Source organism: Aeromicrobium sp. CTD01-1L150 (assembly GCF_041951745.1).
Taxonomy (GTDB): Bacteria; Actinomycetota; Actinomycetes; order Propionibacteriales; family Nocardioidaceae; genus Aeromicrobium.
This window is the reverse complement of record NZ_CP169555.1, coordinates 2486670-2510949: the sequence shown is the minus strand read 5'-3', so window position 1 is coordinate 2510949 and position 24280 is coordinate 2486670. Positions and strand designations below refer to the sequence as shown.

Annotated in this window: 21 protein-coding genes; 19 read left to right on the top strand and 2 right to left on the bottom strand. The window is 69.0% G+C overall.

Going from position 1 to position 24280, the window contains the following annotated elements:
• Positions 1-31: 31 nt before the first annotated feature.
• From ACEVFP_RS12365 to ACEVFP_RS12315, 11 genes are all read left to right on the top strand, one after another.
• Positions 32-817: an electron transfer flavoprotein subunit beta/FixA family protein gene (locus ACEVFP_RS12365; RefSeq protein ID WP_374999767.1), complete on the top strand. Its 786-nt coding sequence runs from the start codon at positions 32-34 to the stop codon at positions 815-817.
• A 14-nt stretch (positions 818-831) separates the two neighbouring features.
• Positions 832-1782 carry an electron transfer flavoprotein subunit alpha/FixB family protein gene (locus ACEVFP_RS12360; RefSeq protein WP_374999766.1) on the top strand — a complete coding sequence of 317 codons (951 nt, stop codon included), beginning with the start codon at positions 832-834 and terminating at the stop codon, positions 1780-1782.
• Positions 1783-2011: 229 nt separating this feature from the next.
• A complete protein-coding gene (locus tag ACEVFP_RS12355) occupies positions 2012-3625 on the top strand; it encodes an ABC transporter substrate-binding protein (protein ID WP_374999765.1) in 1614 nt (537 codons plus the stop codon).
• Between the two features lie 169 nt (positions 3626-3794).
• The gene (locus tag ACEVFP_RS12350; protein WP_374999764.1) at positions 3795-4694 is read left to right on the top strand and encodes an ABC transporter permease; all 900 of its coding nucleotides are present in this window, start codon (positions 3795-3797) and stop codon (positions 4692-4694) included.
• Positions 4687-5673 (top strand): ABC transporter permease, encoded by a 987-nt coding sequence (locus ACEVFP_RS12345; protein WP_374999763.1) that lies wholly within the window; start codon positions 4687-4689, stop codon positions 5671-5673. The genes ACEVFP_RS12350 and ACEVFP_RS12345 overlap by 8 nt, the downstream gene beginning before the upstream one ends.
• Complete coding sequence (locus tag ACEVFP_RS12340; protein ID WP_374999762.1) at positions 5670-7439, top strand: dipeptide ABC transporter ATP-binding protein; 1770 nt, start codon at positions 5670-5672, stop codon at positions 7437-7439. Before ACEVFP_RS12345 ends, ACEVFP_RS12340 begins: the two co-directional genes overlap by 4 nt.
• 70 nt (positions 7440-7509) lie before the next feature.
• Positions 7510-8310, top strand: coding sequence for a hypothetical protein (locus ACEVFP_RS12335; RefSeq protein WP_374999761.1), 801 nt, complete (start codon positions 7510-7512; stop codon positions 8308-8310).
• Positions 8310-9920, top strand: coding sequence for a DNA polymerase Y family protein (locus ACEVFP_RS12330; RefSeq protein ID WP_374999760.1), 1611 nt, complete (start codon positions 8310-8312; stop codon positions 9918-9920). The genes ACEVFP_RS12335 and ACEVFP_RS12330 overlap by 1 nt, the downstream gene beginning before the upstream one ends.
• Before the next feature lie 36 nt (positions 9921-9956).
• Complete coding sequence (locus tag ACEVFP_RS12325; RefSeq protein WP_374999759.1) at positions 9957-13370, top strand: error-prone DNA polymerase; 3414 nt, start codon at positions 9957-9959, stop codon at positions 13368-13370.
• Between the two features lie 38 nt (positions 13371-13408).
• Entirely contained in the window at positions 13409-13642 is a 234-nt protein-coding gene (locus ACEVFP_RS12320; RefSeq protein ID WP_374999758.1) for a hypothetical protein, read from the top strand.
• Positions 13620-14021 carry a type II toxin-antitoxin system VapC family toxin gene (locus tag ACEVFP_RS12315; protein WP_374999757.1) on the top strand — a complete coding sequence of 134 codons (402 nt, stop codon included), beginning with the start codon at positions 13620-13622 and terminating at the stop codon, positions 14019-14021. Before ACEVFP_RS12320 ends, ACEVFP_RS12315 begins: the two co-directional genes overlap by 23 nt.
• Positions 14022-14078: 57 nt before the next feature.
• On the opposite strand, the gene eis is transcribed toward ACEVFP_RS12315, so the two are convergent.
• Positions 14079-15143: an enhanced intracellular survival protein Eis gene (gene eis, locus ACEVFP_RS12310; RefSeq protein ID WP_374999756.1), complete on the bottom strand. Its 1065-nt coding sequence runs from the start codon at positions 15141-15143 to the stop codon at positions 14079-14081.
• A 185-nt stretch (positions 15144-15328) separates the two neighbouring features.
• Between eis and ACEVFP_RS12305 the strand changes: the two genes are divergently transcribed.
• From ACEVFP_RS12305 to ACEVFP_RS12270, 8 genes are all read left to right on the top strand, one after another.
• Positions 15329-16045, top strand: coding sequence for an NUDIX domain-containing protein (locus ACEVFP_RS12305; protein ID WP_374999755.1), 717 nt, complete (start codon positions 15329-15331; stop codon positions 16043-16045).
• Positions 16042-17322, top strand: a complete 1281-nt coding sequence (gene nadA, locus ACEVFP_RS12300) for a quinolinate synthase NadA (RefSeq protein ID WP_374999754.1) — start codon at positions 16042-16044, stop codon at positions 17320-17322. The genes ACEVFP_RS12305 and nadA overlap by 4 nt, the downstream gene beginning before the upstream one ends.
• Positions 17322-18932: an L-aspartate oxidase gene (gene nadB / locus ACEVFP_RS12295; protein ID WP_374999753.1), complete on the top strand. Its 1611-nt coding sequence runs from the start codon at positions 17322-17324 to the stop codon at positions 18930-18932. The genes nadA and nadB overlap by 1 nt, the downstream gene beginning before the upstream one ends.
• On the top strand, positions 18929-19810 hold the full coding sequence (gene nadC, locus ACEVFP_RS12290; protein ID WP_374999752.1) for a carboxylating nicotinate-nucleotide diphosphorylase: 882 nt from the start codon (positions 18929-18931) through the stop codon (positions 19808-19810). Before nadB ends, nadC begins: the two co-directional genes overlap by 4 nt.
• Positions 19807-20958 (top strand): cysteine desulfurase family protein, encoded by a 1152-nt coding sequence (locus ACEVFP_RS12285; RefSeq protein ID WP_374999751.1) that lies wholly within the window; start codon positions 19807-19809, stop codon positions 20956-20958. The genes nadC and ACEVFP_RS12285 overlap by 4 nt, the downstream gene beginning before the upstream one ends.
• A gap of 28 nt (positions 20959-20986) precedes the next feature.
• On the top strand, positions 20987-21358 hold the full coding sequence (locus ACEVFP_RS12280; RefSeq protein ID WP_374999750.1) for a hypothetical protein: 372 nt from the start codon (positions 20987-20989) through the stop codon (positions 21356-21358).
• Positions 21359-21421: 63 nt separating this feature from the next.
• A complete protein-coding gene (locus ACEVFP_RS12275) occupies positions 21422-23143 on the top strand; it encodes a hypothetical protein (RefSeq protein WP_374999749.1) in 1722 nt (573 codons plus the stop codon).
• A 59-nt stretch (positions 23144-23202) separates the two neighbouring features.
• Positions 23203-23724 carry a hypothetical protein gene (locus ACEVFP_RS12270; protein WP_374999748.1) on the top strand — a complete coding sequence of 174 codons (522 nt, stop codon included), beginning with the start codon at positions 23203-23205 and terminating at the stop codon, positions 23722-23724.
• Positions 23725-23809: 85 nt separating this feature from the next.
• On the opposite strand, the gene ACEVFP_RS12265 is transcribed toward ACEVFP_RS12270, so the two are convergent.
• Positions 23810-24244 carry a hypothetical protein gene (locus ACEVFP_RS12265; RefSeq protein ID WP_374999747.1) on the bottom strand — a complete coding sequence of 145 codons (435 nt, stop codon included), beginning with the start codon at positions 24242-24244 and terminating at the stop codon, positions 23810-23812.
• Positions 24245-24280: the final 36 nt, after the last annotated feature.

The following is a 24280-nucleotide window of genomic DNA, read 5'->3' as shown; positions in this document are numbered from 1 at the left end:
GCCGCGCACCCCTGACCTCAGGAGGGTCTTCGTGACCAACATCGTCGTCGCGGTGAAGTATGTGCCGGATGCCACGGCCGACCGCACCTTTGATTCCGCAGACAACACCGTCGATCGCGAGAACGTTGACGGATTGTTGTCTGAGCTTGATGAGTATGCCGTCGAGCAGGCCCTGCAGATCGTGGAGGAGGCCGGTGAGGGCGAGGTGACGGTGGTGACCGTCGGTCCTGCCGATGCTTCTGATGCGGTGCGCAAGGCCCTGCAGATGGGGGCGGACTCCGGTATCCATGTCGAGGATGACGCCATCGCCGGCTCGGATGCCTTCGCCACCTCGCTGGTGTTGGCCAAGGCGATCGAGAAGACTGAGTACGACCTGGTGTTCTTCGGCATGGCCTCGACCGATGGCGGTCTGGGTGTGGTGCCCACGCTGGTGGCCGAGCGGTTGGGTCTGCCGGCGGTGACGCTGGGTTCGGAGGTCACCGTCGATGGTGACTCGATCACGATCCGTCGCGATGGGGATACCGCCACGCAGGAGATCTCCGGCAGCGGCAAGCTCGTCGTCTCGGTCACGGACCAGACCGGTGAGGCCCGTTACCCGTCCTTCAAGGGCATCATGGCGGCCAAGAAGAAGCCGGTCGAGTCCTGGGACCTGTCCGACCTGGGGATCGATGCCTCCGAGGTCGGCCTGGACGCCGCCTGGACGAAGGTCGCTTCCTTTGCCGAGCGTCCGCCCCGCAGTGCCGGGGAGATCGTGACCGATGAGGGAGACGGCGGCGCCAAGCTCGTCGAGTTCCTCGCCTCCAAGAAGTTCGTCTGAGTAGGAGTATCGAGATGTCCGAAGTCATCGTGCTCGTCGACCATGTCGACGGCAATGTCACCAAGCCCACGCTCGAGCTCCTCACGATCGCCCGCACTCTCGGTGAGCCGTCGGCCGTCTACTTCGGCTCCGGTGAGGTCCCGGCCGTGCTGGCCGAGTACGGCGCGCAGAAGATCTACCAGCTCGAGGACGCCGTCTACAGCGAGTACCTGGTGGCCCCCAAGGCCGAGGCGCTCGCGAAGATCGTCACCGACGCCTCGGCGGCGGCCGTGCTGGTCGTCTCCGGTGGTGAGGGCAAGGAGATCGCGGCCCGCGTCGCGCTCAAGACCTCCTCGGGCCTGATCACCGACGCTGTCGACGTCGCCGTCGACGGTGGTGACATCACCACGACGCAGAGCGTGTTCGCCGGCGGTTACACGGTCAAGGCCACCGTCACCCAGGGTGTCCCCGTGGTCGCGGTGAAGCCGAACTCGACCTCCCCGGAGGCCGCCGCGGGCGCCGGCGCCGTGGAGGCCGTGAGCGTGGAGGTCTCCGAGGCCGCCAAGGGCGCCAGGATCGTCTCCAGCTCCGAGAAGGCCTCCTCCGGTCGTCCCGAGCTGACCGAGGCCGCGATCGTGGTCTCCGGTGGTCGTGGCACCGGTGGTGACTTCTCCGAGGTCGAGGCCCTGGCCGACAGCCTGGGCGCGGCCGTCGGCGCGTCCCGTGCCGCGGTGGACTCGGGCTGGTACCCGCACTCCTTCCAGGTGGGTCAGACCGGCAAGACGGTCTCGCCGCAGCTCTACGTCGCCAACGGCATCTCCGGCGCCATCCAGCACCGGGCCGGCATGCAGACGTCCAAGACGATCGTCGCGGTCAACAAGGACGACGAGGCGCCGATCTTCGAGCTCGTCGACTTCGGCGTCGTCGGTGACCTCAAGGCCGTCCTGCCGCAGGCCACCGAGGAGATCACCAAGCGCAAGGGCTGAGACCCACACCGCATCGACAGGACCCCCGGACCCGATGGGCCCGGGGGTCCTGTCGCGTCCTGGCCCGTCGGGACCATGGGCGCGGCCCGAAGGCACCATGAGGTCGTGGCCCGTTCGGATAGGTGTCACTTTGGTTAAGTCGCCTGTTCGCTCTGTCCCTCGAACCGTTCGCGGTGATAGCAATGGTGGGCGCACGCGCCTGCGTGCACAGATTTCACAGGAGGAATCCATGCGACTCACTCGGCGTACACGCCTGGCTGGTGTTGCCTTGTTCGCCACCGGAAGCCTGGTGCTTGCCGCGTGCGGTGGAGGTGGCGACGATGGGGGTGACGGAGTCGTTTCCGTCTACGGAACCGAGCCGCAGAACCCACTGATCGGGACGTCCACCAACGAGGTCGGCGGCGGCAACGTGATCGACCAGCTCTTCGCCGGACTGGTGGTCTACGACAACGAGGGCGAGAGCTCGCTCGAGGTGGCCGAGTCCATCGAGTCCGAGGACAACCAGACCTGGACCATCACGCTCAAGGACTGGGAGTTCTCCGACGGCACCCCGGTCACCGCCAACAGCTTCGTCGACGCGTGGAACTACGGTGCGCTCAGCACCAACGCCCAGCTGAGCGGCTACTTCTTCGAGCCCATCGAGGGCTATGAGGAGGTTGCTGCCGAGGAGCCCGAGGCCGAGACCCTGTCCGGTCTCGAGGTGGTCGATGACAAGACCTTCACCGTGGAGCTGGCCCAGCCCGAGGCGGACTTCCCGGAGCGGCTCGGCTACTCGGCGTACTTCCCGGTGCCCGAGTCGGCCTTCGACGACATGGAGGCCTACGGCGAGGCGCCGATCGGCAACGGCCCCTACAAGCTGGCCGAGAGCGGGTGGGAGCGCAACCAGCAGATCACGCTGGAGCCGAACGAGTCCTACGAGGGAACTCGTGAGCCGCAGAACAACGGGATCATCTTCAAGATCTACACCGATCCCGACGGCGCCTACTCCGACATCCAGGCCGGCAACCTGGACCTGATGGACAACGTGCCGCCCAGCGCCCTGGCCACCTACCAGGACGATGACCAGGTCCAGCCGGTGACGCAGCCGGGCTCGAGCAATGCCACGATCACGATCCCCGAGCGACTGGACGGGTTCGACGGTGAGGAGGGCAAGCTGCGTCGCCAGGCCATCTCCAAGGCGATCAACCGCGCGGAGATCACCGAGACGGTCTTCGAGGGCTCCCGTACCCCGGCGGTGGACTTCTCCGCCCCGGTGATGCCCGGCTTCATCGACGACATCGAGGGCAGCGACGTCCTGGAGTTCGACGCCGAGGAGGCCAAGGACCTCTGGGCGCAGGCCGAGGACATCGCACCCTATGAGGGGACCTTCACGCTGGCGTACAACGCCGACGGTCCGGGCAACAAGGAATGGGTCGAGGCGCTGGTCAACCAGTTGCGCAACAACCTGGAGATCGACGCTGAGCCCGAGGAGTATGCGTCCTTCGACGAGTTCCGCGAGGACATCACCAACCGGGACATCGAGACCGCGTTCCGCACGGGCTGGCAGGCCGACTACCCGTCGATCTACAACTACCTCGCGCCGCTCTACGGCACGGGAGCCGGCTCCAACGACGGTGACTACTCCAGCGAGGAGTTCGACGGCCTGCTCAGGGAGGCGGCCGGCGCCTCCGAGGAGGAGGAGCGTTTCGACCTCTACGCCCAGGCGCAGGCCGTGCTCTTCGAGGACCTTCCGGTCCTCCCGTTGTGGTACACCGACGTCGCCGCTGCGGCCTCGCAGTCCGTCGACAACGTGACCTTCAACTGGAAGGACCGTCCGGTCCTTCACGAGGTCACCAAGGACTGAGTCCGGTCCCCACCGATGAGCGTGTGGGGCAGCACGACCTGTGTTGCCCCACACGCTCGTCCCGGTGCGCCCGGGCCTTCGGTGAAGTGGTCGTGTGGGCGTATCGTGTCGGCGGGTCTTTCTCCAGACGGGACTTCGAACTCATATGTGGTGGTACATCGGCAGGCGGGTGCTGCAGACGATCCCGGTCGTCCTCGGCGCGACGCTGCTCATCTACGCGATGGTCTTCCTGCGACCGGGCGACCCGATCGGCGCACTGTTCGGCGATCGCCAGGTCAACGAGGCGGTCCGCGCGCAGCTCGAGGCGCAGTACAACCTCGACAAGCCCTTCCTCGTGCAGTGGCTGCTCTTCCTCAAGGACGCGCTGACCCTCGACCTCGGGCAGACGTTCCGGCGCACGGAAGTCATCGACGAGGTCGCTCGGGCCTTTCCCGTCACGATGCGGATGGCGCTGATCGCCCTGCTGGTCGAGACCGTCCTCGGTATCGCGGCAGGTTTCTACGCCGGGCTCCGCAAGGGCAAGATCTTCGACTCCACGATGCTCGTCGTCTCGCTGCTCGTCATCGCCGTCCCGATCTTCGTGTTCGGCTTCCTGCTGCAGTTCCTGGTCGGGGTGAAGCTCGGCTGGACGACCCCCACCGTCACGGGAACCGGCTTCGCCGACCTGTGGCTACCCGGGTTCGTCCTCGGCCTGACCAGCTTCGCCTACGTCCTGCGCCTCACCCGCACGTCGGTGGCGGAGAACCTCGCTGCTGATCACGTCAAGACCGCGCGCGCGAAGGGGCTCAGCGATGGTGAGGTCAACCGCCGGCACGTCCTGCGCAACTCCCTGATCCCCGTCGTCACCTTCCTCGGTGCCGACCTGGGTGCCCTGATGGCCGGCGCCATCGTCACCGAGGGCATCTTCAACGTCCAGGGCATCGGCAACCTCGCCTTCCAGGCGATCAACCGAGGCGAGAGCCCGACGATCGTCTCCGTCGTCACCGTCATGGTGCTGGTCTACGTGGTGATGAGCCTGATCGTCGACCTCATCTATGCCGCTCTCGACCCCAGGATCCGTTATGCCTGAACCCACCGCACGTCCGCCACGCCGCGGTCAGGAACGACGCGTCGCCCGAGCCGAGGACACGCCGCTGCACGAGGTCGGAGCTCTCGACACCACTGCCGCGCCGGAGGGTCAGTGGATGGAGGCCTGGCGGCAGCTGCGGCGAAATCCGCTGTTCATCATCTCGGCCGTCCTGCTGACCTTCCTGGCGGTCGTCATCGTCTTTCCGGGGCTGTTCACCAGCCAGGACCCCAACTTCTGCCAGCCCGGCAAGCGGATCGCGCCGGCCGAACCGGGCCATCCGCTGGGCTACAACCTCGCCGGCTGCGACCTGCTGGCGCGCACGGTCTACGGTGCCCGCGCCAGCGTGGCGGTGGGCGTGTTCACGACTCTGATCGTCGCGCTCATCGGTCTTGCTGCCGGTTCGATCGCCGGGTTCTACGGCGGCTGGATCGACGCCATCATCTCGCGCATCTCGGACATCTTCTTCGCCATCCCGTTGCTGCTGGCGGCCCTGGTCGGTCTGTCGGTGATCCGTAACCTCTTCCCCGACCGTGGCTTCTGGACGGGCGTGTTGTCGGTGGTCGCCGTGCTCGGGCTGTTCGGCTGGCCGCAGATCACCCGCATCACGCGCGGCGCGGTGCTGGAGACCAAGAACCTGGAGTTCATCGATGCCGCGCGGGCCATCGGTGCCACGCCACGGCGCAACCTGTTGCGGCACGTCATCCCCAACTCGCTGGCCCCGGTGATCGTGACGGCGACCGTCTCGCTGGGCATCTACATCGTCGCCGAGGCGACGCTGTCCTTCCTGGGCATCGGTCTGCCGTTCGGCGTCGTGTCCTGGGGCAGCGACATCTCCTCAGCCCAGGAACTGGTGCGCTCTGGCCGCCGGCTCAGTGTGATGTTCTGGCCGGCCGGTGCGCTGATGGTGACCGTGCTGAGCTTCATCCTCCTGGGCGATGCCGTGCGTGACGCCCTCGACCCGAAGGCCAAGAAGCGATGAGCGCGTCACCTGATGACGTCGGGGCCGGGACCCACGACGAGCAGCCGTTGCTGGAGCTCAAGAACCTGAGCGTCGGCTTCGTCTCTCGCAAGAAGGTCATTCCCGCGGTGATCGACGCCGACCTCACGGTCTACCCCGGCCAGACGGTGGCGATCGTGGGGGAGTCCGGGTCGGGCAAGTCGACCACCGCGCACTCCATCATCGACCTGCTCCCCGGGACCGGTCGGATCACCGGCGGTGAGATTCTCTTCGAGGGCCGGGACATCGCGCGGGCCAAGAGGTCCGACATCGTGGCCCTGCGTGGCAGCTCGATCGGGCTGGTGCCGCAGGACCCGATGTCCAACCTCAACCCGCTGTGGCGGGTCGGCTCGCAGATCAAGGAGTCGTTGGAGGCCAACGGCGTCGCCAAGGGCAAGGCGGCCGATGCCCGCGTCGCCGAGCTGTTGGAGGAGGCCGGGCTGCCGGACGCGGCCCGCCGAGCCAGGCAGTTCCCTCACGAGTTCTCCGGCGGCATGCGTCAGCGTGCCCTGATCGCGATGGGTCTGGCCGCGCGCCCCAAGCTGCTGATCGCCGACGAGCCGACCTCCGCGCTGGACGTCACGGTGCAGAAGGGCATCCTCGACCACCTCGACCACCTCACCGAAGAGCTCGGGTTCGCGGTCCTGCTCATCACCCACGACCTCGGGCTGGCGGCCGAGCGGGCCGATCACCTGGTGGTCATGTACCGCGGGAGGATCGTGGAGTCCGGCCCGGCGCTGGAGATCCTGCAGGATCCTCGTCACGCCTACACCCAGCGTCTGGTCGACTCCGCGCCGTCGCTGGCCTCGCAGCGACTGTCGTCGTTGGAGCATCGTGCCGAGGTGCGGGAGCAGGCCGAACACGTGGCCGAGGACGTCGCGCAGGACGTCGCGACGTCCTCGGGGGTCTTCGGCGAGGGACAGAGCACCATCCTGGAGGCCAAGAACCTCACCAAGGTGTTCAAGATCCGTGGCGGGCGTCCCGGTGCGTCGACGGACTTCAAGGCCGTCGACGACGTCAGCTTCCGGCTCGAGCGGGGAACCACCACGGCGATCGTGGGGGAGTCCGGGTCGGGCAAGTCCACCGTCGCCCGTATGGTGCTGGGTCTGCTGGACTCCACCGAGGGCACGGTGGAGTTCGACGGCGTCGACATCACGTCGTTGAAGTCCAAGCGGCAACAGCTGGGACTGCGCCGTCAGATGCAGCCGGTCTTTCAGAATCCGTACGCCTCGCTGGATCCGATGTACTCCATCTACCGCTCCATCGAGGAGCCGTTGCGCACGCATGGCATCGGCACCGCCAAGGGGCGCGAGGCCACGATCCGGGGCTTGCTGGACAAGGTCTCGCTGCCGCAGTCGGTCATGAGCCGCTACCCCAATGAGCTCTCCGGAGGCCAGCGGCAGCGGGTGGCGATCGCCCGGGCACTGGCGCTCGAGCCCGAGGTGGTGATCTGTGACGAGGCGGTCTCGGCCCTCGACGTGCTGGTGCAGGCGCAGATCCTGAACCTGCTCAACGAGCTACAGGCAGAGCTGGGTCTGAGCTACCTGTTCATCACGCACGACCTCGCGGTGGTCCGTCAGATCGCCGATCACGTGCTGGTCATGCAGGACGGCCGAGTGGTGGAGCAGTCCACCGTCTCGGCGGTCTTTGAGGATCCGCGTGAGGCCTACACGCGCCGGCTGCTCGACGCCATTCCGGGTGGCAGTATTCCGCTCGGGATCGTGGAGGCCGGCGAGCAGGGGGACTGAGGCCGCAGGGCTGGGCACTGGGGCCGGCGCCTCGATTGACTCCATCGAACAAATGTTCGATGATGGCTGAATGGTCAGCACCCCACGTCCCACCCTGGAGGTGGTGGCCGAGCTGCGCCGCGAGGTCGAGCGGATCCAAGGGGTGCCGGCGCGTGCCTCGGTGCCCGTGCACCCCGCGCTGCGTGGCCTGCTGGACGTGCGGGCCGGGGGTGTCTACGGCGTCGAGGCGGCCAGTCTTGCCCTGCTGATGATGGCCGGCCCGTCGTCACAAGGGGCCTGGTGCGGCATCGTCGGCGTGCGTGACCTGGGGGTGGAGGCTGCTGCCGCCATGGGGGTGGATCCGGCGCGCACGGTCGTGGTGCCGGACCCGGGAGCGCGCTGGCTGGAGGTCACGGCGGCCCTTCTCGACGCTCTGGCTCTCGTGGTGGTGCGACCACCGGGGGTGGCAGGGGCTCCTGGCGGAGGTGCCGGGCCTGGGGGTACCTCCCTGCAGGGAGCGCAGCGTGGGGGTACCTCCCGCGAGCGCAGCGAGTGGGGGCGTGCTTGGGGGAGGGCGGCGCAGGGCACAGTCTCTGAGCGCGATGCCGCCCGGGTGGCGGCTCGGCTGCGCAGTCGCGGCTCGGTGCTGGTGCCGTGGGGGCATTGGCCGGGTGCTGAGGCCCGGCTGGAGCTGTCCGATGTGCGCTGGAGCGGCCTCGGGCGGGGGCATGGCCACCTGCAGGCGCGACAGGCCACGGTCGCGGTGCATCGCGGCGCGGCTCCGGCGCGCACGCGCACGCTGTGGCTGCCTGGCCCTGATCTCGCGGTGCGGGCGGTCGAGGAGCCGGGTGTGAAGCAGCCGGTGGGGCATCGGCCCATGAGGAGCGCCTGATGCGCACGCTCGTGGTGTGGTGCCCGGACTGGCCGGTCATGGCGGCCTTGGCCGACCTGCCGGTCGGGGCCGCGGTGGCGGTGCTGGAGTCCGGCGGGGGTGCCGGGCTGGGGGCGGCGAAGGGCACCGGCGGGGGTGCCGGGCTGGGGGCGGCGAAAGGCACCGGCAAGGTGCTGGCCTGCTCGCCGGGTGCTCGGGCGGAGGGCGTGCGTCGTGGGATGCGGCGTCGGGATGCTCAGGCCTGCTGTCCTGATCTGGTGGTGGTCGAGCACCGGGCGGAGGTGGACGCCCGGGCCTTCGAGGAGGTCCTCGTCGCCATCGAGGAGCTCAGCCCGGGCGTGGCGCCGCTGCGTCCGGGGCTGTGCGCGCTGCGGGTGCCCAGCCGCTTCTACGGTGGGGAGGCCGAGGCCGCGGCGGTGATCGCCGAGCGGCTGGTGGCCCTCGGGGTGTGGGATGTCCGGCTCGGACTGGCTGACACGTTGTTCGCGGCGGAGCAGGCGGCCCGGCGTGCACTCACCCAGGACTGCCTGGTGGTGCCCGAGGGGCAGGCGCGGTCCTTCCTCGCGGACCTGCCGGTGGAGGTCCTCGACGACCCCGACCTGGTGGATCTGCTGCGGCGGCTGGGGCTCACCACGGTGGCGGACTTCGCCGCGTTGGGGGCGGCCGACGTCCTCACCCGGTTCGGCCGGCACGGCGCGCTGCTGCACCGTCTGGCGCGGGGAGAAGATCCTCATCCGGTCGGCCGTCGTGCCGTGCCGCCGGAGCTGCAGGCCCAGGTGGTCTTCGAGCCGCCGCTGGAGACGGTCGAGCCGATCGCGTTCAGCGTGCGCACCACGGCTGAGCAGTTCGTGGCGAAGCTGGCCGACGTCGGCCTGGTGTGCACCGGGGTGCGTCTGGAGGCCGACGTCAATGGCGTCGTCGCCTCCTCACGCACGTGGTTGCACCCGCGGTGGTTCACCGCGACGGACCTGGTGGACCGGGTTCGCTGGCAGCTGGAGAGCGCTACCGGACCGGGTGCTTGGGGGAGGGCGGGAGAAGGGCACGCGGGAATAGATGCCGTGCGGTTCCTCCCGGAGGTGACCGAGCCGCTGTCGGAGCATGCCGACCCGTTGTTCGGTCCGCGTCCTGACGACCGGGTGGAACGGGTGGTGGCACGGGTGCAGGGCATGCTTGGCCATGAGGGGGTCGTGGCCGTACAGGCCCAGGGGGGTCGTTCCCCGGCGGCGCGCCAGGTGGCCACCCCGTGGGGGGAGCAGGGCCTGCCCGTCCGGTCGGTGTCGGCGCCGTGGCCGGGTGCCGTCCCGCCACCTGCCCCGGCCACGGTCTACCCGGAGCCTCGCTCGGCCTCCGTGGTGGGGGCCCAGGGGCAAGCCGTAGGCGTCGATGATCGCGGGGCGGTGAGCTGTGAGCCGGCTCGGGTCAGGGCGGATGATTCGCAGGCCTGGCAACCGGTGTCTTCATGGGCCGGCCCGTGGCCCGTGGACGAGCAGTGGTGGGACGAGGCAACGTCACGTCGAGTCGCCCGCTTCCAGGTGGTTGGTGTCGACGGCACGGCCTGGCTCATGGTCGTCGAGAACGGCCAGTGGTGGACCGAGGCTCGTTATGACTGATCCCTTCTTCGCTCAGCGGCGAGAGGAGTGGTCCTGATGGGGTGGAACAACCCGGACGTGTCGTGGGCCGAGCTGGAGGCCAGGCTCTCAGGGAGGCTGACCCACTTCCTGCCACGTGATGGTCGGCTGCCCGGTGGAGGCGATGAGCCCGCTCTCAGTCGTCAGCGCGAGCGCGAGCAAGCCCGTGAGCAGACTTCGGGGTCGCGGGAACCGGTCATTGGCTATGCCGAGCTGCACTGTCACAGCAGCTACAGCTTCCTCGACGGCGCGAGTGGCCCGGAGGAGCTGGTCGAGGAGGCGGTCCGCCTGGGGCTGAGCAGCCTGGCCATCACCGACCATGACGGCTTCTACGGTGCTCCGGCCTTTGCCGAGGCCGCGCAGCAGCATGGCCTCGGGACCGTCTACGGTGCCGAGCTCTCACTCGGCCTGTCCGGACCGCAGAACGGAGTGCGAGATCCGCAAGGACACCATCTGCTCGTGCTGGCCCTGGGGGTGGAGGGCTACCACCGGCTCGCCGCAGCCATCACTGATGCTCAGCTGCGCGGCGGCGAGAAGGGGCGTCCAGTCTATGACCTGGAGGAGCTGGCCGAGCGTGGGCGCGGCCACTGGCACGTCCTCACCGGATGTCGCAAAGGCATGGTGCGCAGCGCCTTGCAGCGCGACGGACCGCAGGCGGCGGCCCGAGAGCTCGACCGGCTCACCACGCTGTTCGGGGCTGATCACGTCACCACTGAGCTCATCGACCATGGTCACCCCTTGGACGGCAGTGTCAACGATGCCCTGTCCGCCATGGCGCACGAGCTGGGCCTGCCGGTGGTGGCCACGAACAACGTCCACCACGCCCGGCCGAGTGGTCGTCGGCTCGCTTCGGCCATGGCGGCCATCCGCGCTCGGCGCAGCCTGGCCGAGATGGACGGGTGGCTGCCGGCAGCGGGTACGGCCCACCTGCGATCCGGGGCTGAGATGGCGCGGATCTTCGGCCGGTACCCGGGAGCGGTCGAGGCTTCGGTGCGGATCGCTGAGGACGCGGCCTTCGACCTGCAGAAGGCCAGGCCGCGACTGCCACGCCACCGGATCCCGGCTGGTCACACGCCGATGAGCTATCTGCGTGAACTGGCCGAGGAGGGTATCCGGGAGCGTTATTCACATCACGAGCAGGCGGCCCGGGAGCGCATCGAGCGCGAGCTCCGGGTCATCGAGGAGAAGGACTTTCCCGGCTACTTCATCATCGTCCACGACATCGTCCGGTTCGCGCGTGAGAACGGCATCCTCTGCCAGGGTCGTGGCTCCTCGGCCAACTCCGCGCTCTGCTACGCCCTGAAGATCACCGCCATCGACTCGATCCGGTACGACCTGCCCTTCGCACGTTTTCTGGCCGCGACCCGGCAGGAGGAGCCGGACATCGACGTGGACTTCGACTCCTCCCGACGTGAGGAGGTCATCCAATGGGTGTACGACACCTACGGTCGCCACAACGCCGCCCAGGTGGCCAACGTCATCAGCTATCGTCCGCGCTCGGCCATTCGCGACGCCGCCAAGGCCCTGGGGTACTCGGTGGGGCAGCAGGATGCGTGGACGAAGGAGATCGAACGGTGGGGGTCCGTGCGTTCTGATGACCACACGATCCCCGAACCGGTGTGCACGCTGGCGCAGGACCTGATGGGGGCGCCGCGGCACCTGGGCATCCACTCCGGGGGGATGATCTTGACCGAGCAGCCCATCGGAGAGGTGGTCCCGATCGAGCCGGCCCGGATGGACGGTCGCACCGTCCTGCAGTGGGACAAGGACGCCTGCGGGTGGATGGGGCTGGTGAAGTTCGACCTGCTCGGCCTCGGGATGCTTGGTGCGCTGCACCATGCGATGGAGATGATCGAGACACACATGGCGGAACGCTGGGCCCTGGACACCATTCCGCAGGAGGAGCCCGCGGTCTTCGACATGCTCTGTCGTGCCGACTCGATCGGGGTCTTCCAGGTCGAGAGCCGTGCCCAGATCGGCACCTTGCCCCGCCTGAAGCCCCGGTCCCTCTACGACCTGGCCATCGAGATCGCGCTCATCCGGCCCGGTCCCATCCAGGGGGGAGCGGTCCATCCGTACATCCGGCGGGCCACGGGGCAGGAGAAGGTCACCTATCCACACCCGGTGCTTGAGCCGGTGCTGGAACGCACTCTCGGGGTTCCGCTGTTCCAGGAGCAGCTCATGCAGATGGCTGTCGTGATCGGCGGTTGCAGTGGCGACGAGGCCGACCTGTTGCGTCGTGCGATGGGAGCCAAGCGGGGTGTGGAACGGATCGAGTCCCTGGAGCAGAAGCTGTTCGACGGCATGGCCGAGCACGGCATCACCGGCGACGAGGCGACCGCGATCTATCTCAAGATCAAGTCGTTCGCCAACTTCGGCTTCGCTGAGAGCCATGCGCTCAGCTTCGCGCTGCTCGTCTACGCCAGCTCGTGGCTCAAGCTGCACTATCCGGGCGCTTTCCTGGCCGCACTCCTGCGGAACCAGCCGATGGGTTTCTACTCGCCGCAGTCGCTCACCGCCGACGCTCGACGACATGGTGTGCAGACGTTGCGGCCCGACATCCTGCGCTCGGCTGCCCGGGCCGACCTGGAGGCGCTTGCCGGGGGTGTCACCGGGCTCGACGCCTGCCTGAGGTGGCGCCAGCCCCCGGCGGGCGAGTTCGTCCCAGGTACGCCGGACCCGACGCCTGAGCATCGACGGGACACGGGGTTCGCGGTGCGGCTCGGTCTGGACGCCGTGCAGAGCATCAGCGCCGATGTCGCGGCCCGGATCGTCTCCGAGCGCGACGAGCGGCCGTATGAGTCGATGTCCGACGTAGCACGCCGAGCGGCTCTGAGTCCCGCGCAGATGGAGTCGCTGGCCACGGCGGGCGCCTTCGACGTCTTCGGGATCTCACGGCGCCAGGCATTGTGGAACGCCGGCTACCTCGATGGCCAGGACCGCCTGGAAGGTACGGCGGTGCTGGCACCGCCGCCGATGCTGCCGGGGATGAGTGAGGTGGAGGAGACGGTGGCGGACCTGTGGGCCACGCGTATCTCGCCGCAGCGGCATCCGGTCGAGCACGTGCGCGACCTGCTGCGTTCGGAGGGCATCTTGTCGGTCGAGGAGTCGTTCGTGGCGGCGGCGGATCGTCGGGTCAGGGTCGCCGGGCTCATCACCCATCGCCAACGGCCCTCGACGGCCGGTGGTGTCACCTTCCTCAACCTGGAGGACGAGACCGGCATGCTCAACGTCGTGTGCTCGGCCGGAGTGTGGAACCGCTACCGAAGGGTGGGGCGCACGGCCGCCGCCATGATCATCAGGGGGATCCTCGAACGCAGTCCGGAAGGTGTCACCAACCTCGTCGCCGACCGGTTGGAACGCATCGAGTCGGTGTATCCCCAGACGGCGGGTGCGATCCCGGCCAACCACCGGGGCCGGGACTTCCAGTGACGCATGCGTTGTGGCGCCACTGGCGCTAGAATGGCGCCATGCCGAGTATTCAGATCAAGAACGTCCCTGAACAGGCGCATGCGGTGCTGCGGGAACGAGCGGCACGAGCTCATCAGTCGTTGCAGGAGTACCTGCTCGGTCGGCTGATCGCAGAGACCGAGCGGCCGACGATGGCGGAGCTGATGGCCGAGATCGAGGGGCGTGAGGACAACATCGAGGTGGCCCCAGGAGTGCTCGTCGACCTCCTTCATGAAGAACGTGCTGGTCGCTGACGCGAACGTCGTCATCGCGGCCCTCGTGGCAGGCGTCGCCGGCCGCGAAGCACGGGCGCGCTTGTCCGACGGTCCAGTCCTGGCGCCGGAGCTGCTCGACGTCGAGGTGCTCTCGGTGCTCAGGCGACTGGTCACGACGAGAGAGCTGAGCCGGGAGCGGGCTGCGGTGGCGGTCACAGAGCTCGCCCTGTTGCCGATCGAGCGGTATCGGCACCGCACGCTGCTGCCCATGATCTGGGAGCTTCGGGAGAACGCATCAGCCTACGACGCGGCATACGTGGCGCTGGCGCGGGCGACTGACTCGGTGTTCTTGAGTGCTGACGCGCGACTTGTCCAGGCCGCAGGTCGGTGGTGCTCGGTGGAGCTGTTCGGACACTAGTGTCCGGCGCCGGAGGGGCGTCGTCGAAAAGGCCGTCATGAACCCCCGGCGCAGACACTAGAAGTAGTCGGCCACCTGCACGGGGCCGTGATGGAACAGGGCGTCCCAGGTCGCGTCGTCGGCGCCGTCGCCCTCCAGGTGTCCGACCTCACGCAGCGTGGCCGACGACTCGGCCCCGGCGAAGGTGAGGGCGAGGCCGCCGACCGTGAGGCAGTGAGCGGGCGGAGCGTCGTGCGCGTGGACGCGTGCCCTCCCGGCCGCGACGTCGAGCCGCAGGCTGTGATCGCCGGACCGAAAGGGCAGGGAGGCGCTGATGCCGGCGGGTGCTGGGAGGTGCTCGAGCGCCGTCGGGTCGAGGACGGCGAGGGAGTAGGGCCGTGAGGACGTCACGACGGCATGGTCGGTGCGCAGGAGATGACGCCACGTGTCGTGGCCCGAGGTCGTGATGGCCACCGTGCCGGTGACGGAGCCGAAGGAGCCGAGCGTCGACAGCAGGGAGCGCAGGGAGTCCTCGTCGTCGGCGACGATGGTCCCGACGTCGAGCTCGGCGTCGGGACCGTACCCGCGGCCCCGGTTCCACGTCGTGTAGCCGCTGATGGTGCCGTCGTCGAGCTCACTCACGGTGACACCGTCGACCCGCAGTGTCGGGGGCTCGGTGAACAGCGGTCCGGTGTGGCTCAGCGGTCCCTGGCGGCGGCGTGCCCATCGTTCGTGGGCGGCGCGGATCTGAGGGGTGTCCTCCTCGCTCGCCCTGCGGACCGGCCGCTCGCCGCCGACGGAGAGCGCACGGGTGGGCACGCGGACGGTGTCGAGCGACCCGACCACCTCGAAGCCGTGGCGGCGGTAGATTCCCGGTGACGTCGCGTAGAGCGTGGAGATCACCGCGCCCCGCTCACGGGCTCCTTCGGCCAGTGCGGTCATGAGTGGATCGAGCAGGCCTCGGCCGCGATGCTCGGGCGCGACCGTCACGCCACCGATGCCGCAGGTGGGGACGCGCACGCCCCCGAACCAGGAGTGGTGCTCACGGTCCAGTGCCGTGGCGACGAGAGTGCCGTCGGTCTCCACGCCCCACCACCGCTTGCCGGGGGCGTGCAGGGGACTGGAGGCTCCGGTGGGTCCCACGCGCCGAAGGCCTCACGGAACTGTCGCTGCATCGCGTCGGTGTCGGTTTCGTCCAACGGACGCACGGTGGTGCTCATGGCGCCATCGTGCCGTGACGCGGCAACGTCACGCCAGACCTCGACCTTAGAGTTGACCTGACCAGAAGAGGGGGTTAGTGTCGAACTTACCTTAAGAGGAGGTGTGCGATGAACCCCGTGACGAGCGATCGGCCGGCCGACGGCCTGGCTGATCCCGCGGCGCAGACGGCATGGCAGGTCTCCCTGGCTGTCTCCACGGTGGTCTTCGCACTGCGCCCCCACCCGACCCGTGACGTGACGACGCTGTGGCTGCCGCTCGTGCGCCGCATCCGGGAGCCCTACGAGGGACGGTGGGCCCTGCCCGGCGGCCCCTTGGAGGCCCACCAGGACCTGGCCGCCTCCGCCAGCAGCACGCTGCTGCGCACCACCGGTCTGCAGCCGGCCTACCTGGAGCAGCTGTACTCCTTCGGCGCCGTGGACCGCTCACCGCACGATCGCGTCGTGTCCATCGTCTACTGGACCCTCGTGCGGGCCGACGAGGACGCCCGGGCCACCGACGGAGACAACGTCGAGTGGTTCGTGGCCGATGAGGTGCCGGCGCTGGCCTTCGACCACAACACGATCGTCCGGTACGCGCTGGACCGGCTGCGCGCCAAGATCACCTACTCGCCGATCGCCTCGGCGTTCCTTCCGCAGGAGTTCACGCTCGCCGAGCTGCGTGGCGTCCACGAGGCCGTCACCGGGCGATGTCTCGACCCGGCCAACTTCCGACGTCAGGTCCTCTCCGGTGGAACCGTCACCCCCACCGGAACCCACCTGACGGGCACCAGCCACCGACCGCCAGCGCTGTACCGCGCGGCCCGTCCAGAGGAGAAGACGCCATGAGCACCCCCACAGCATCGGTCAACGACGCCATCACGGCAGCCCCCGGGCAGACGTGCGACGCCGACCTCGCCGAGGATCCCTGGATCTTCGACCTCGTGCCCGGCTACGGTCCCGGCGCCTCGGAGGACGACGTCATCCCGGACCCTGTCGTGCGGTCCGGCCAGCTTCCGGTCGCCTACCAGCGGATGAGCGATGAGGAGCTGCACGCGCGCATCCGTGCTGCCAAGGAGACCCTCGGCAGCAGGCTCGTCATCCTCGGGCACTTCTACCAGCGCGACGAGGTGGTGCAGTACGCCGACTTCGTCGGTGACTCCTTCCAGCTGGCCAATGCTGCCCTGACCCGTCCCGAGGCCGAGGCGATCGTCTTCTGCGGCGTGCACTTCATGGCGGAGACGGCTGACATCCTGGCTCGCCCGGAGCAGCGCGTCATCCTGCCGAACCTCGCGGCCGGCTGCTCCATGGCCGACATGGCTGACGAGGAGTCGGTCGAGACGGCGTGGGAGCAGCTCATGGAGGTCTACGCCCATGAGGACCAGGGCGAGCGCGACGGCAGAGCCTCGGTCATCCCGGTCACCTACATGAACTCCTCGGCCGCGCTCAAGGCATTCTGCGGCCGCCACGGCGGCATCGTCTGCACCTCGTCCAACGCCGCCACGGTGCTGGAGTGGGCCTTCGAGCGGGGGCGACGGGTGCTGTTCTTCCCGGACCAGCACCTCGGACGCAACACCGCCAAGGCGATGGGCATCGAGCTGGAGCAGATGCCCATGGTCAACGCCCGCAAGCCTGGACTCGGCCTCGAGCGACAGGAGTTCCTGGACGCCAAGGTGCTGCTGTGGCCCGGCTTCTGCTCGGTCCACAAGCGCTTCACGGTGGCGCAGATCGAGCAGGCGCGTGCCGAGCACCCGGACTGCAAGGTCATCGTGCACCCGGAGAGTCCGATGCCGGTGGTCGATGCCGCCGACGCCGCGGGCTCCACCGACGCGATCCGCAAGTTCGTCGAGGCCAGCAGCCCGGGCGACGTGATCGCGATCGGCACGGAGATCAACCTCGTCAACCGGCTGGCCGCCCAGTACCCGGACCGCACGATCTTCTGCCTCGACCCGGTCATCTGCCCGTGCTCGACGATGTACCGGATCCACCCGGGCTACCTCGCCTGGACGCTGGACGGCCTGGTGGAGGGCGAGGTCCGCAACGAGATCGTGGTCGAGGACGATGTCGCCGAGCACGCCAAGGTGGCACTGGAGCGGATGCTCGCGGCCCTGCCCAAGGACTCGTGATGACGCACACCCCGGCAGTCCCCCACTCGCAGAGCTCGCGGGAGGTGACCCCAGTGCCGGGCCCTGGGCGGCAGACAGTACTCGTGGTCGGCAGCGGCGTGGCGGGCCTGACCGCCGCGCTGGATGCTGCCGAGCGTCCCGGGGTCGACGTCACGCTGGTCAGCAAGTCCGGTCTCGGGCAGAGCAACACGACCTTCGCCCAGGGCGGGGTGGCCGCGGTGACCTCCGCGCACGACACGGTGGCCTCGCACGTCGCCGACACAGTGGCCGCCGGCGCCGGACTCTCCGACGACGCGGCCGTCGCCGTGTTGTGTGAGGACGGCCCGGCCGCGGTGGAGCAGCTCATCGCCCGCGGGGTCCGCTTCGACCTGCGCGACGGCGATCTTGCCCGCGGTCTGGAGGCCGCGCACTCCCACCAGAGGATCCTGCACGCCGGCGGCGACGCCACCGGCGCGGCCATCGCCGCCGCCCTCCTCGCGCGGCTCGCGGAGTCCTCTGTCGTGGTGCGTGAGCACAGCACCGTCGTCGACCTCGTGGTGCGCGACGGCCGTGTCACGGGTGTGCGACTCCTCGGTCACGACCTGATCGAGGCCGATGCCGTCATACTGGCCACCGGGGGAGCGGGGCAGCTGTACCCGTACACCACCAACCCGTCCGTGGCCACGGGCGACGGGGTTGCCATGGCGTTGCGCGCCGGGGCCGTGGCAGCCGACCTGGAGTTCTACCAGTTCCACCCCACGTCGCTCGTGCCGGGCAACCACCTCGTCTCCGAGGCCGTGCGCGGGGAGGGTGCGGTGCTCATCGACTCACAGGGACACCGGTTCATGCAGGAGGAGCACCCGGACGCCGAGCTCGCCCCCCGTGACGTGGTGGCGCGAGGCATCGCCCGACGGATGGCCGCGCAGCGCGGAGAGCCGGTGCGGCTGGACGCCACGAGGCTCGGTGCCGACTTCCTGGCCGAGCGGTTCCCCACGATCGACGCGGCGGTACGGCGGCAGGGCTTCGACTGGGAACGTGAGCCCGTTCCGGTCGCCCCGGCCGCCCACTACTTCATGGGTGGGGTCCGCACGGACCTGTGGGGCCGGACGTCCCTGCCCGGGCTGTACTGCGTGGGTGAGGTGGCATGCAACGGTCTGCACGGTGCCAACCGACTGGCGTCCAACTCGCTGCTGGAAGGAGCCGTCTACGGGCGCCGGGTGGTCGAGGCGGTTCTCCCAAGCTCTCCGCTGCGCTCGGAGCAGGGCGGTTCCCCCAGCTCGGGCATGTCGGCCGCGGGCTTCGGCGACGGCTGGGCCGAGCCGGTCAGTGCATCGGCGGACGCCGGCAGCGTCATCGCCGGCCGCGCCGACCTGCAGCGGTTGCTGTGGGACGTGGCCGGTCTGGTCCGGGACGCCTGCGGGCTGAGCGAGGCAGCCCGTGAGCTCGACTCCTGGGCCGTGCCTGAACCCATCGATGCCAAGTCGGCGGAGGACGCCAACCTGCTCGTGCTGGCGCGTGCGGTCGTCGCGAGCGCCCTGGCGCGTGCGGAGTCGCGCGGTGGGCACTTCCGCAGCGACGCCCCGGCCCCGGGCCCTGCGGCGGCCAAGCATTCCACGGTGGTCCTGCGATGAGCGAGCATCAGCGGGCGAACCAGATGACTGGACTGCTTGGACGTCAGGCGATCGAGCAGGTGGTCGATGCGGCACTGGCCGAGGACGCCCCGTTCGGCGACCTCACCTCGCAGACGCTCGTCCCGGCCGATGCTGCCGCCACCGCACACCTCGTGGCGCGCGAGGCGGGAGTGCTGGCCGGCGCCGAGGTCTTCGAGCTCGCCATGACCCGGCTGGACTCCGCCGTCCAGGTCATCAGCGAAGCCGTCGACGGTGAGCGGTTCGAGGCCGGGGACCGGCTGGCGACGGTCACCGGGCCGGCGCGGGCGGTCCTGCAGTCCGAGCGCGTCGCACTCAACCTCGTGCAGCGCATGAGTGGCATCGCGACGATCACGGCTGAGTACGTTGCCGCCGTCGCGGGGACGTCGGCCCGCGTGGTCGACACCCGCAAGACCATGCCGGGCCTGCGGGCCCTGGAGCGTCACGCCGTGCGATGCGGGGGTGGACACAACCACCGCTCGTCACTGTCGGAGGCGGTGATGGCCAAGGACAACCACCTCGCTGTCCTTCCGGACGTCACCAGGGCCCTGCGCGAGGCGGCCGCCCGGCTGCCGCACACCACCCACATCGAGGTGGAGGTCGACCGGCTGGACCAGATCGAGCCGGTGCTCGTCTCGGGGGTCGTGGGCACGATCATGCTGGACAACTTCTCCACCGACGACCTGCGGACCGGGGTGGCACAGGTGGCCGGCCGGGCGCTCGTGGAGGCCAGCGGCGGCATCACGCTGGAGACGATCGGTGACGTCGCGCGTACCGGCGTCGACATCATCAGCGTCGGCGCCCTGACCCATGGGGTGCGATCACTGGACGTGGGACTGGACTTCGAGGTGGGGTCATGAGTGTCGGGCAGCGAGCGGCGAGCGGCACCGTCTACCTGGACGAGGCCGCCACGACGCCGTTGCGCCGGGACGTGCTGGCCGCCATGGGCCCCTACCTCGGTCCCGCCTTCGGCAACCCGTCGAGCCATCACGAGGTGGGTGAGGCGGCCAGGGACGCGTTGGCGGGTGCGCGGCGTGACGTGGCGCAGGCGCTCGGCGCGCGGCCGGGCGAGATCATCTTCACCTCCGGCGGGACCGAGGCCGACAACCTCGCGGTCAAGGGCATCGCGCTGGCCGAACCACGGGGCCGGCACGTCGTCGTGAGCGCCGTCGAGCACCCAGCGGTGCTGGAGTCGGCGCGGTGGTTGGGCCGGATCGGGTTCGACGTCACCGAGCTGCCGGTCGATGGCGACGGTCTGGTGGATCCGCAGACGCTGGCCGGCGCCCTGCGTGAGGACACGACGCTGGTCAGCATCCAGCACGCCAACAACGAGGTGGGCACGGTGCAGCCCCTCACCGAGCTCGCGGCGGTGGCGGCCGAGCGAGGGGTGCCGCTGCACACCGACGCCGTGCAGTCGGCGCCCTGGTTGGACCTGGACGTCGGCCGACTCGGTGTGCAGGCACTCAGCCTGTCGGGACACAAGCTCGGTGCGCCCAAGGGCGTCGGTGTGCTGTGGCTGCGTCGCGGTGTGCCGCTGGAACCGGTGATGCATGGCGGGGGACAGGAGTCCGGACACCGCTCGGGAACGGAGAACGTCGCCGGCGCCGTGGGCGTCGCGGCGGCTCTGCGGCTCCTCGACCACTCCCTGGTGGGGGACGTCGCGGCGCGGCGTGACCGGTTCGTCCAGCGGGTGCTCGAGGCCGTCCCGGGGGCTCGGCTGACCGGACACGCCACGCAGCGTCTGGCGGGTCATGCGTCGTTCGTGCTGCCGGGCCGCTCGGGAGAGTCGGTCTTGCTGGACCTCGAACGTCGCGGCATCGTGTGCTCCAGCGGATCGGCCTGTCACGCCGGCAGCGACGAGCCGAGCCACGTGCTGACGGCCATGGGCATCGAGCGCGAGGTGGCGCAGTCGGCCGTCCGGTTCACCTTCGGGGCCGCGACGGGTGAGGACCAGCTGGACGCCGCTGCCGAGGCTCTGGCGGACGTCGTCGTGCCGGTGGCGCGGTGAGCGGAGCATCCCCCGCTAGGATCTCGGCATGCTCTCACTGCGCAACAGCCGGACCTTGTCCATCGCCATGATCGTCGTGGGGGTGCTGATGCTCCTCGTCGGGACGGGTACCGGCACGTGGATCCAGGCAGTCGCCGGCGGTCTGCTCACCGTCGTGGGCATCTTGATGAGCATCAACCCGATGGTGGTGCTGCAGGACGACGAGTTCCAGCTGCGCAGCCCGGTGGGCTTCACGACGCGCCGTTTCCCGGTCTCCGGCCCGGCCGATGTGCGTCTGGAGGGCAACAAGCTCATCCACGTCCCCACCGGCAAGAAGATCGCTTCCCTGGGCTTCGGTGTCGACCAGTCCGACGCGCAGAAGATCCGCGCCTGGGCCGGGAATCAGGGGACCACCGACTGAGGCTCGCCCCCCGGGCCGTCGTGACGGCTATGCTGCTCTCGCACCAGTCGATGAGGGGAAATCGTGGTCACCGAGTTCGAGAACTACGCCGACATCCATGACGGCGTCAGCGGAGACACCATCCGGGCCGCTGCACAGGACCCGAACCAGAACGCCGACGTGATCGCAGCGCTCGCGAGCGAGCTGGAGGACGACGACCGGGGTGTCGCCAGTGACATCGAGGGTGACATCGAGGCCGGTACGCGATCTAACCCCCAGCAGGCCCAGCAGGTGGCACGCGACCTCGCGTACAAGGGCTACTACGCCGTGGGTCTGCTCACTCAGTTCGCGCACCACGTCGACACCTTCGACGAGGAGGTGGATGACCTCAACCGCCGGCTGCGAACCACCACGGCACAACGTCGCCGTCCGTTCCTGAACATGCCTGATGAGGACGTGCCCGAGTACTCCGAGACCTGGAACCAGGTGAAGTCGGAGCTGCGACCCGAGTACGAGCAGGCGGACGGGCTGCTGGAGGACGGTGCCGAGGACGTGGCGCACCGCTTCGAGCAGGGGCCCAGCGCGGAACGGATGAAGGAGCTCGTCAACGCGGGCTTCCTCCCGTTGGTCGCGGCTCTGCAGTTCCCCTGGATCAAGTACACCGACGCCGAGCTGGTCGAGCTGCGTGACGAGCTGGAACGGGACGGCCGGCTGGAGGAGTTCTTCGCCGCCCCGGTGCTGGGGACGTCCTCGCGGGACATCGAGCGCCTGGTGGAGCTCGCCCGACGCATGGACGTCGATGCCACGGTCTACGCCGATGCCCTGCAGCTGATGTACGTCACGAGGGCTGCCGAGAGCGCTGGCATCGACCTCACGACGTGGGACGTCACCCAGGGTGCGAGCGGTGTCGCCGACCACTACGAGGGCACGTATGAGTACTACGCCCAGCTCTACCTGGACAACCCGGACTTCCGGTGGGCGGCCATGGCCTCGATGATCGGGCCGTCGTTCGCGGCAGGCTTTGAGGACCTGGAGTTCTTCCGTGAGATCGCCGACGACCTCAGCAACATCCCCGACGCCGCCCTGCCCCCGGCGCTGCGCGGTCTCAACGATCTCGCCGAGCTCGGCGAGCAGGACATCGCGTTCTACGAGCAGACCTTCCTGCAGATGCAGAAGGACATCTTCTACGACGCCTCGATGATGCACGAGGCCTACAACGAGCTCGGCATGGATGGCATCGACGAGCTCCGCGAGGCCGGGTTGCTCGGTGACGACCCGCAGCAGGAGGCCCAGGCTTACGAGTCCTGGGAGGCGATCGACACCGGGTCGCGCACCGGCGACACGGACCTGCTCAACGAGGGCAACGCCGGACTGTTGTACCGCGAGCAGCACTACACGATTGCCGACCAGTACGACGACATGCGCAACCGGCCGGTCACCGGCGAGGCCATGACCTATGTCATGGGTGTCGTGGGTCAGCCGTCGATTCCCGGCACCCAGACGCTGGGCCAGGTCGAGGGCGGCTACACCGTCGAGATCGACACGATGCCGCTGGTGCCCGGTGTGCAGGGAGGCGAGATCACCGTCAACCTGCCGCGCGGCAACATCTCCGACTTCGACACCCGCTGGAACCTCATCGAACAGGACACTCTGCCGGTGTTCCTGGACCTCGTCGAGAACGACCCCGACCAGGTGGAGGAGATCCTGAACGAGTCCGTTCGCGACCGGATCGATGAGAACCGGCTCGACCAACGGTGGCCGGACATCCTGGACTCCCTCGTGGACGGGAAGTTCCGGCTGTGGTGAGAACAGCCCGACCGCTGCTCGTGGCAACCCTGCTCGTGCTCCTGACAGGATGTGTGACCGTGACCGAGAACGACAGTCCCGAGACCGAGGCCGCAGGGCCGACGGCCCGCAGCGAGGTCGATGGAGTGGAGACGTGGGACCTGACCGGGGCGCCCAGTGCCGAGGCGTTCGGCATCGCCGACGGCTCGCGTGCCGGTATCTACGAGACTGACGAGCCGCGTGATGTCGTGCTCGTGCTCGCGGGTGATGAACGGCTGGAGGTCGAGGCCAAGGTGCTGTCGTTCGAGCGGGCTCGCTCCGGCGGGGGTTCGGGGGAGCGGTTCAACCTCGGACTGCGGGGGCCCACGGTGCCCGCCGGCGAGCTGGTCGACCAGCTGCGTGGCATCGTGGAGCAGCTCGACGTCGAGGCCGATGTCGACGCGTACGCGGCCGAGCTCGCTGATGCGCCCGACGACCAGCCCGAGCGCATCAGGTTCTCCTCGTCCCGCGCGAGGTTCGGTGATCTGGAGCTGGGCGTGCAGGCCAACCTGGCGCCGATCGCCCAGTCGGGTCGCTTTATCCTCGGTGGCGCCTGGCGCTGACCGCGTTGGTCACCGAGCGTGAGGTGCACGGTTCCGCCGACGAGCTGCTCAGGCATCGCGGAGGACAGTGGGTTTCGCCTGATGCTCACTGTTGTGGATCCAGAATGATCGAGGTGACCTCGGGGGGACCATCAGGATCGGTGCGCAGGCTGATGACCTGGGTCTTGGTGATCACCAGACGTATCATCGGCGGGTCGGATGTCTCGTCGACCTTGAGTGTGCCTTCAGCCAGATCGACCTTGCTGACCAAGGGCACATAGGGCTCGCAGAACGTCTCTGGGCTGCTGCGGAAATCCTCGGATGTGAGTTCCCACAACCTTTGGCAGTCATCACTGCGAGCTGCCGAAACGTAGTCCTGCAGGACGCGAACGGCCTCCATCAGGTCGGCGTCGTTGACAGCGCTGGAGGGCGGCAGGCGAGGGACTGCGTATCGGTCGTCCTGTTGGACGTCAACCGTTGGACTCGTTGCCGGTGAGGATGGGGAATCGCTGTCACAACCCGCGAGCACCAAGGCGGCCACGCTGGCCCATGATGCGGCACACAGCAGCCCACGGCT

Coding starts and splice junctions, on each gene's coding strand:
- ACEVFP_RS12360 (WP_374999766.1), top strand. CDS start 832: ATGTCCGAAGTCATCGTGCTCGTCGACCATGTCGACGGCAATGTCACC.
- ACEVFP_RS12355 (WP_374999765.1), top strand. CDS start 2,012: ATGCGACTCACTCGGCGTACACGCCTGGCTGGTGTTGCCTTGTTCGCC.
- ACEVFP_RS12345 (WP_374999763.1), top strand. CDS start 4,687: ATGCCTGAACCCACCGCACGTCCGCCACGCCGCGGTCAGGAACGACGC.
- ACEVFP_RS12340 (WP_374999762.1), top strand. CDS start 5,670: ATGAGCGCGTCACCTGATGACGTCGGGGCCGGGACCCACGACGAGCAG.
- ACEVFP_RS12335 (WP_374999761.1), top strand. CDS start 7,510: ATGGTCAGCACCCCACGTCCCACCCTGGAGGTGGTGGCCGAGCTGCGC.
- ACEVFP_RS12330 (WP_374999760.1), top strand. CDS start 8,310: ATGCGCACGCTCGTGGTGTGGTGCCCGGACTGGCCGGTCATGGCGGCC.
- ACEVFP_RS12325 (WP_374999759.1), top strand. CDS start 9,957: ATGGGGTGGAACAACCCGGACGTGTCGTGGGCCGAGCTGGAGGCCAGG.
- ACEVFP_RS12320 (WP_374999758.1), top strand. CDS start 13,409: ATGCCGAGTATTCAGATCAAGAACGTCCCTGAACAGGCGCATGCGGTG.
- ACEVFP_RS12315 (WP_374999757.1), top strand. CDS start 13,620: ATGAAGAACGTGCTGGTCGCTGACGCGAACGTCGTCATCGCGGCCCTC.
- ACEVFP_RS12305 (WP_374999755.1), top strand. CDS start 15,329: ATGAACCCCGTGACGAGCGATCGGCCGGCCGACGGCCTGGCTGATCCC.
- nadA (WP_374999754.1), top strand. CDS start 16,042: ATGAGCACCCCCACAGCATCGGTCAACGACGCCATCACGGCAGCCCCC.
- nadB (WP_374999753.1), top strand. CDS start 17,322: ATGACGCACACCCCGGCAGTCCCCCACTCGCAGAGCTCGCGGGAGGTG.
- nadC (WP_374999752.1), top strand. CDS start 18,929: ATGAGCGAGCATCAGCGGGCGAACCAGATGACTGGACTGCTTGGACGT.
- ACEVFP_RS12285 (WP_374999751.1), top strand. CDS start 19,807: ATGAGTGTCGGGCAGCGAGCGGCGAGCGGCACCGTCTACCTGGACGAG.
- ACEVFP_RS12280 (WP_374999750.1), top strand. CDS start 20,987: ATGCTCTCACTGCGCAACAGCCGGACCTTGTCCATCGCCATGATCGTC.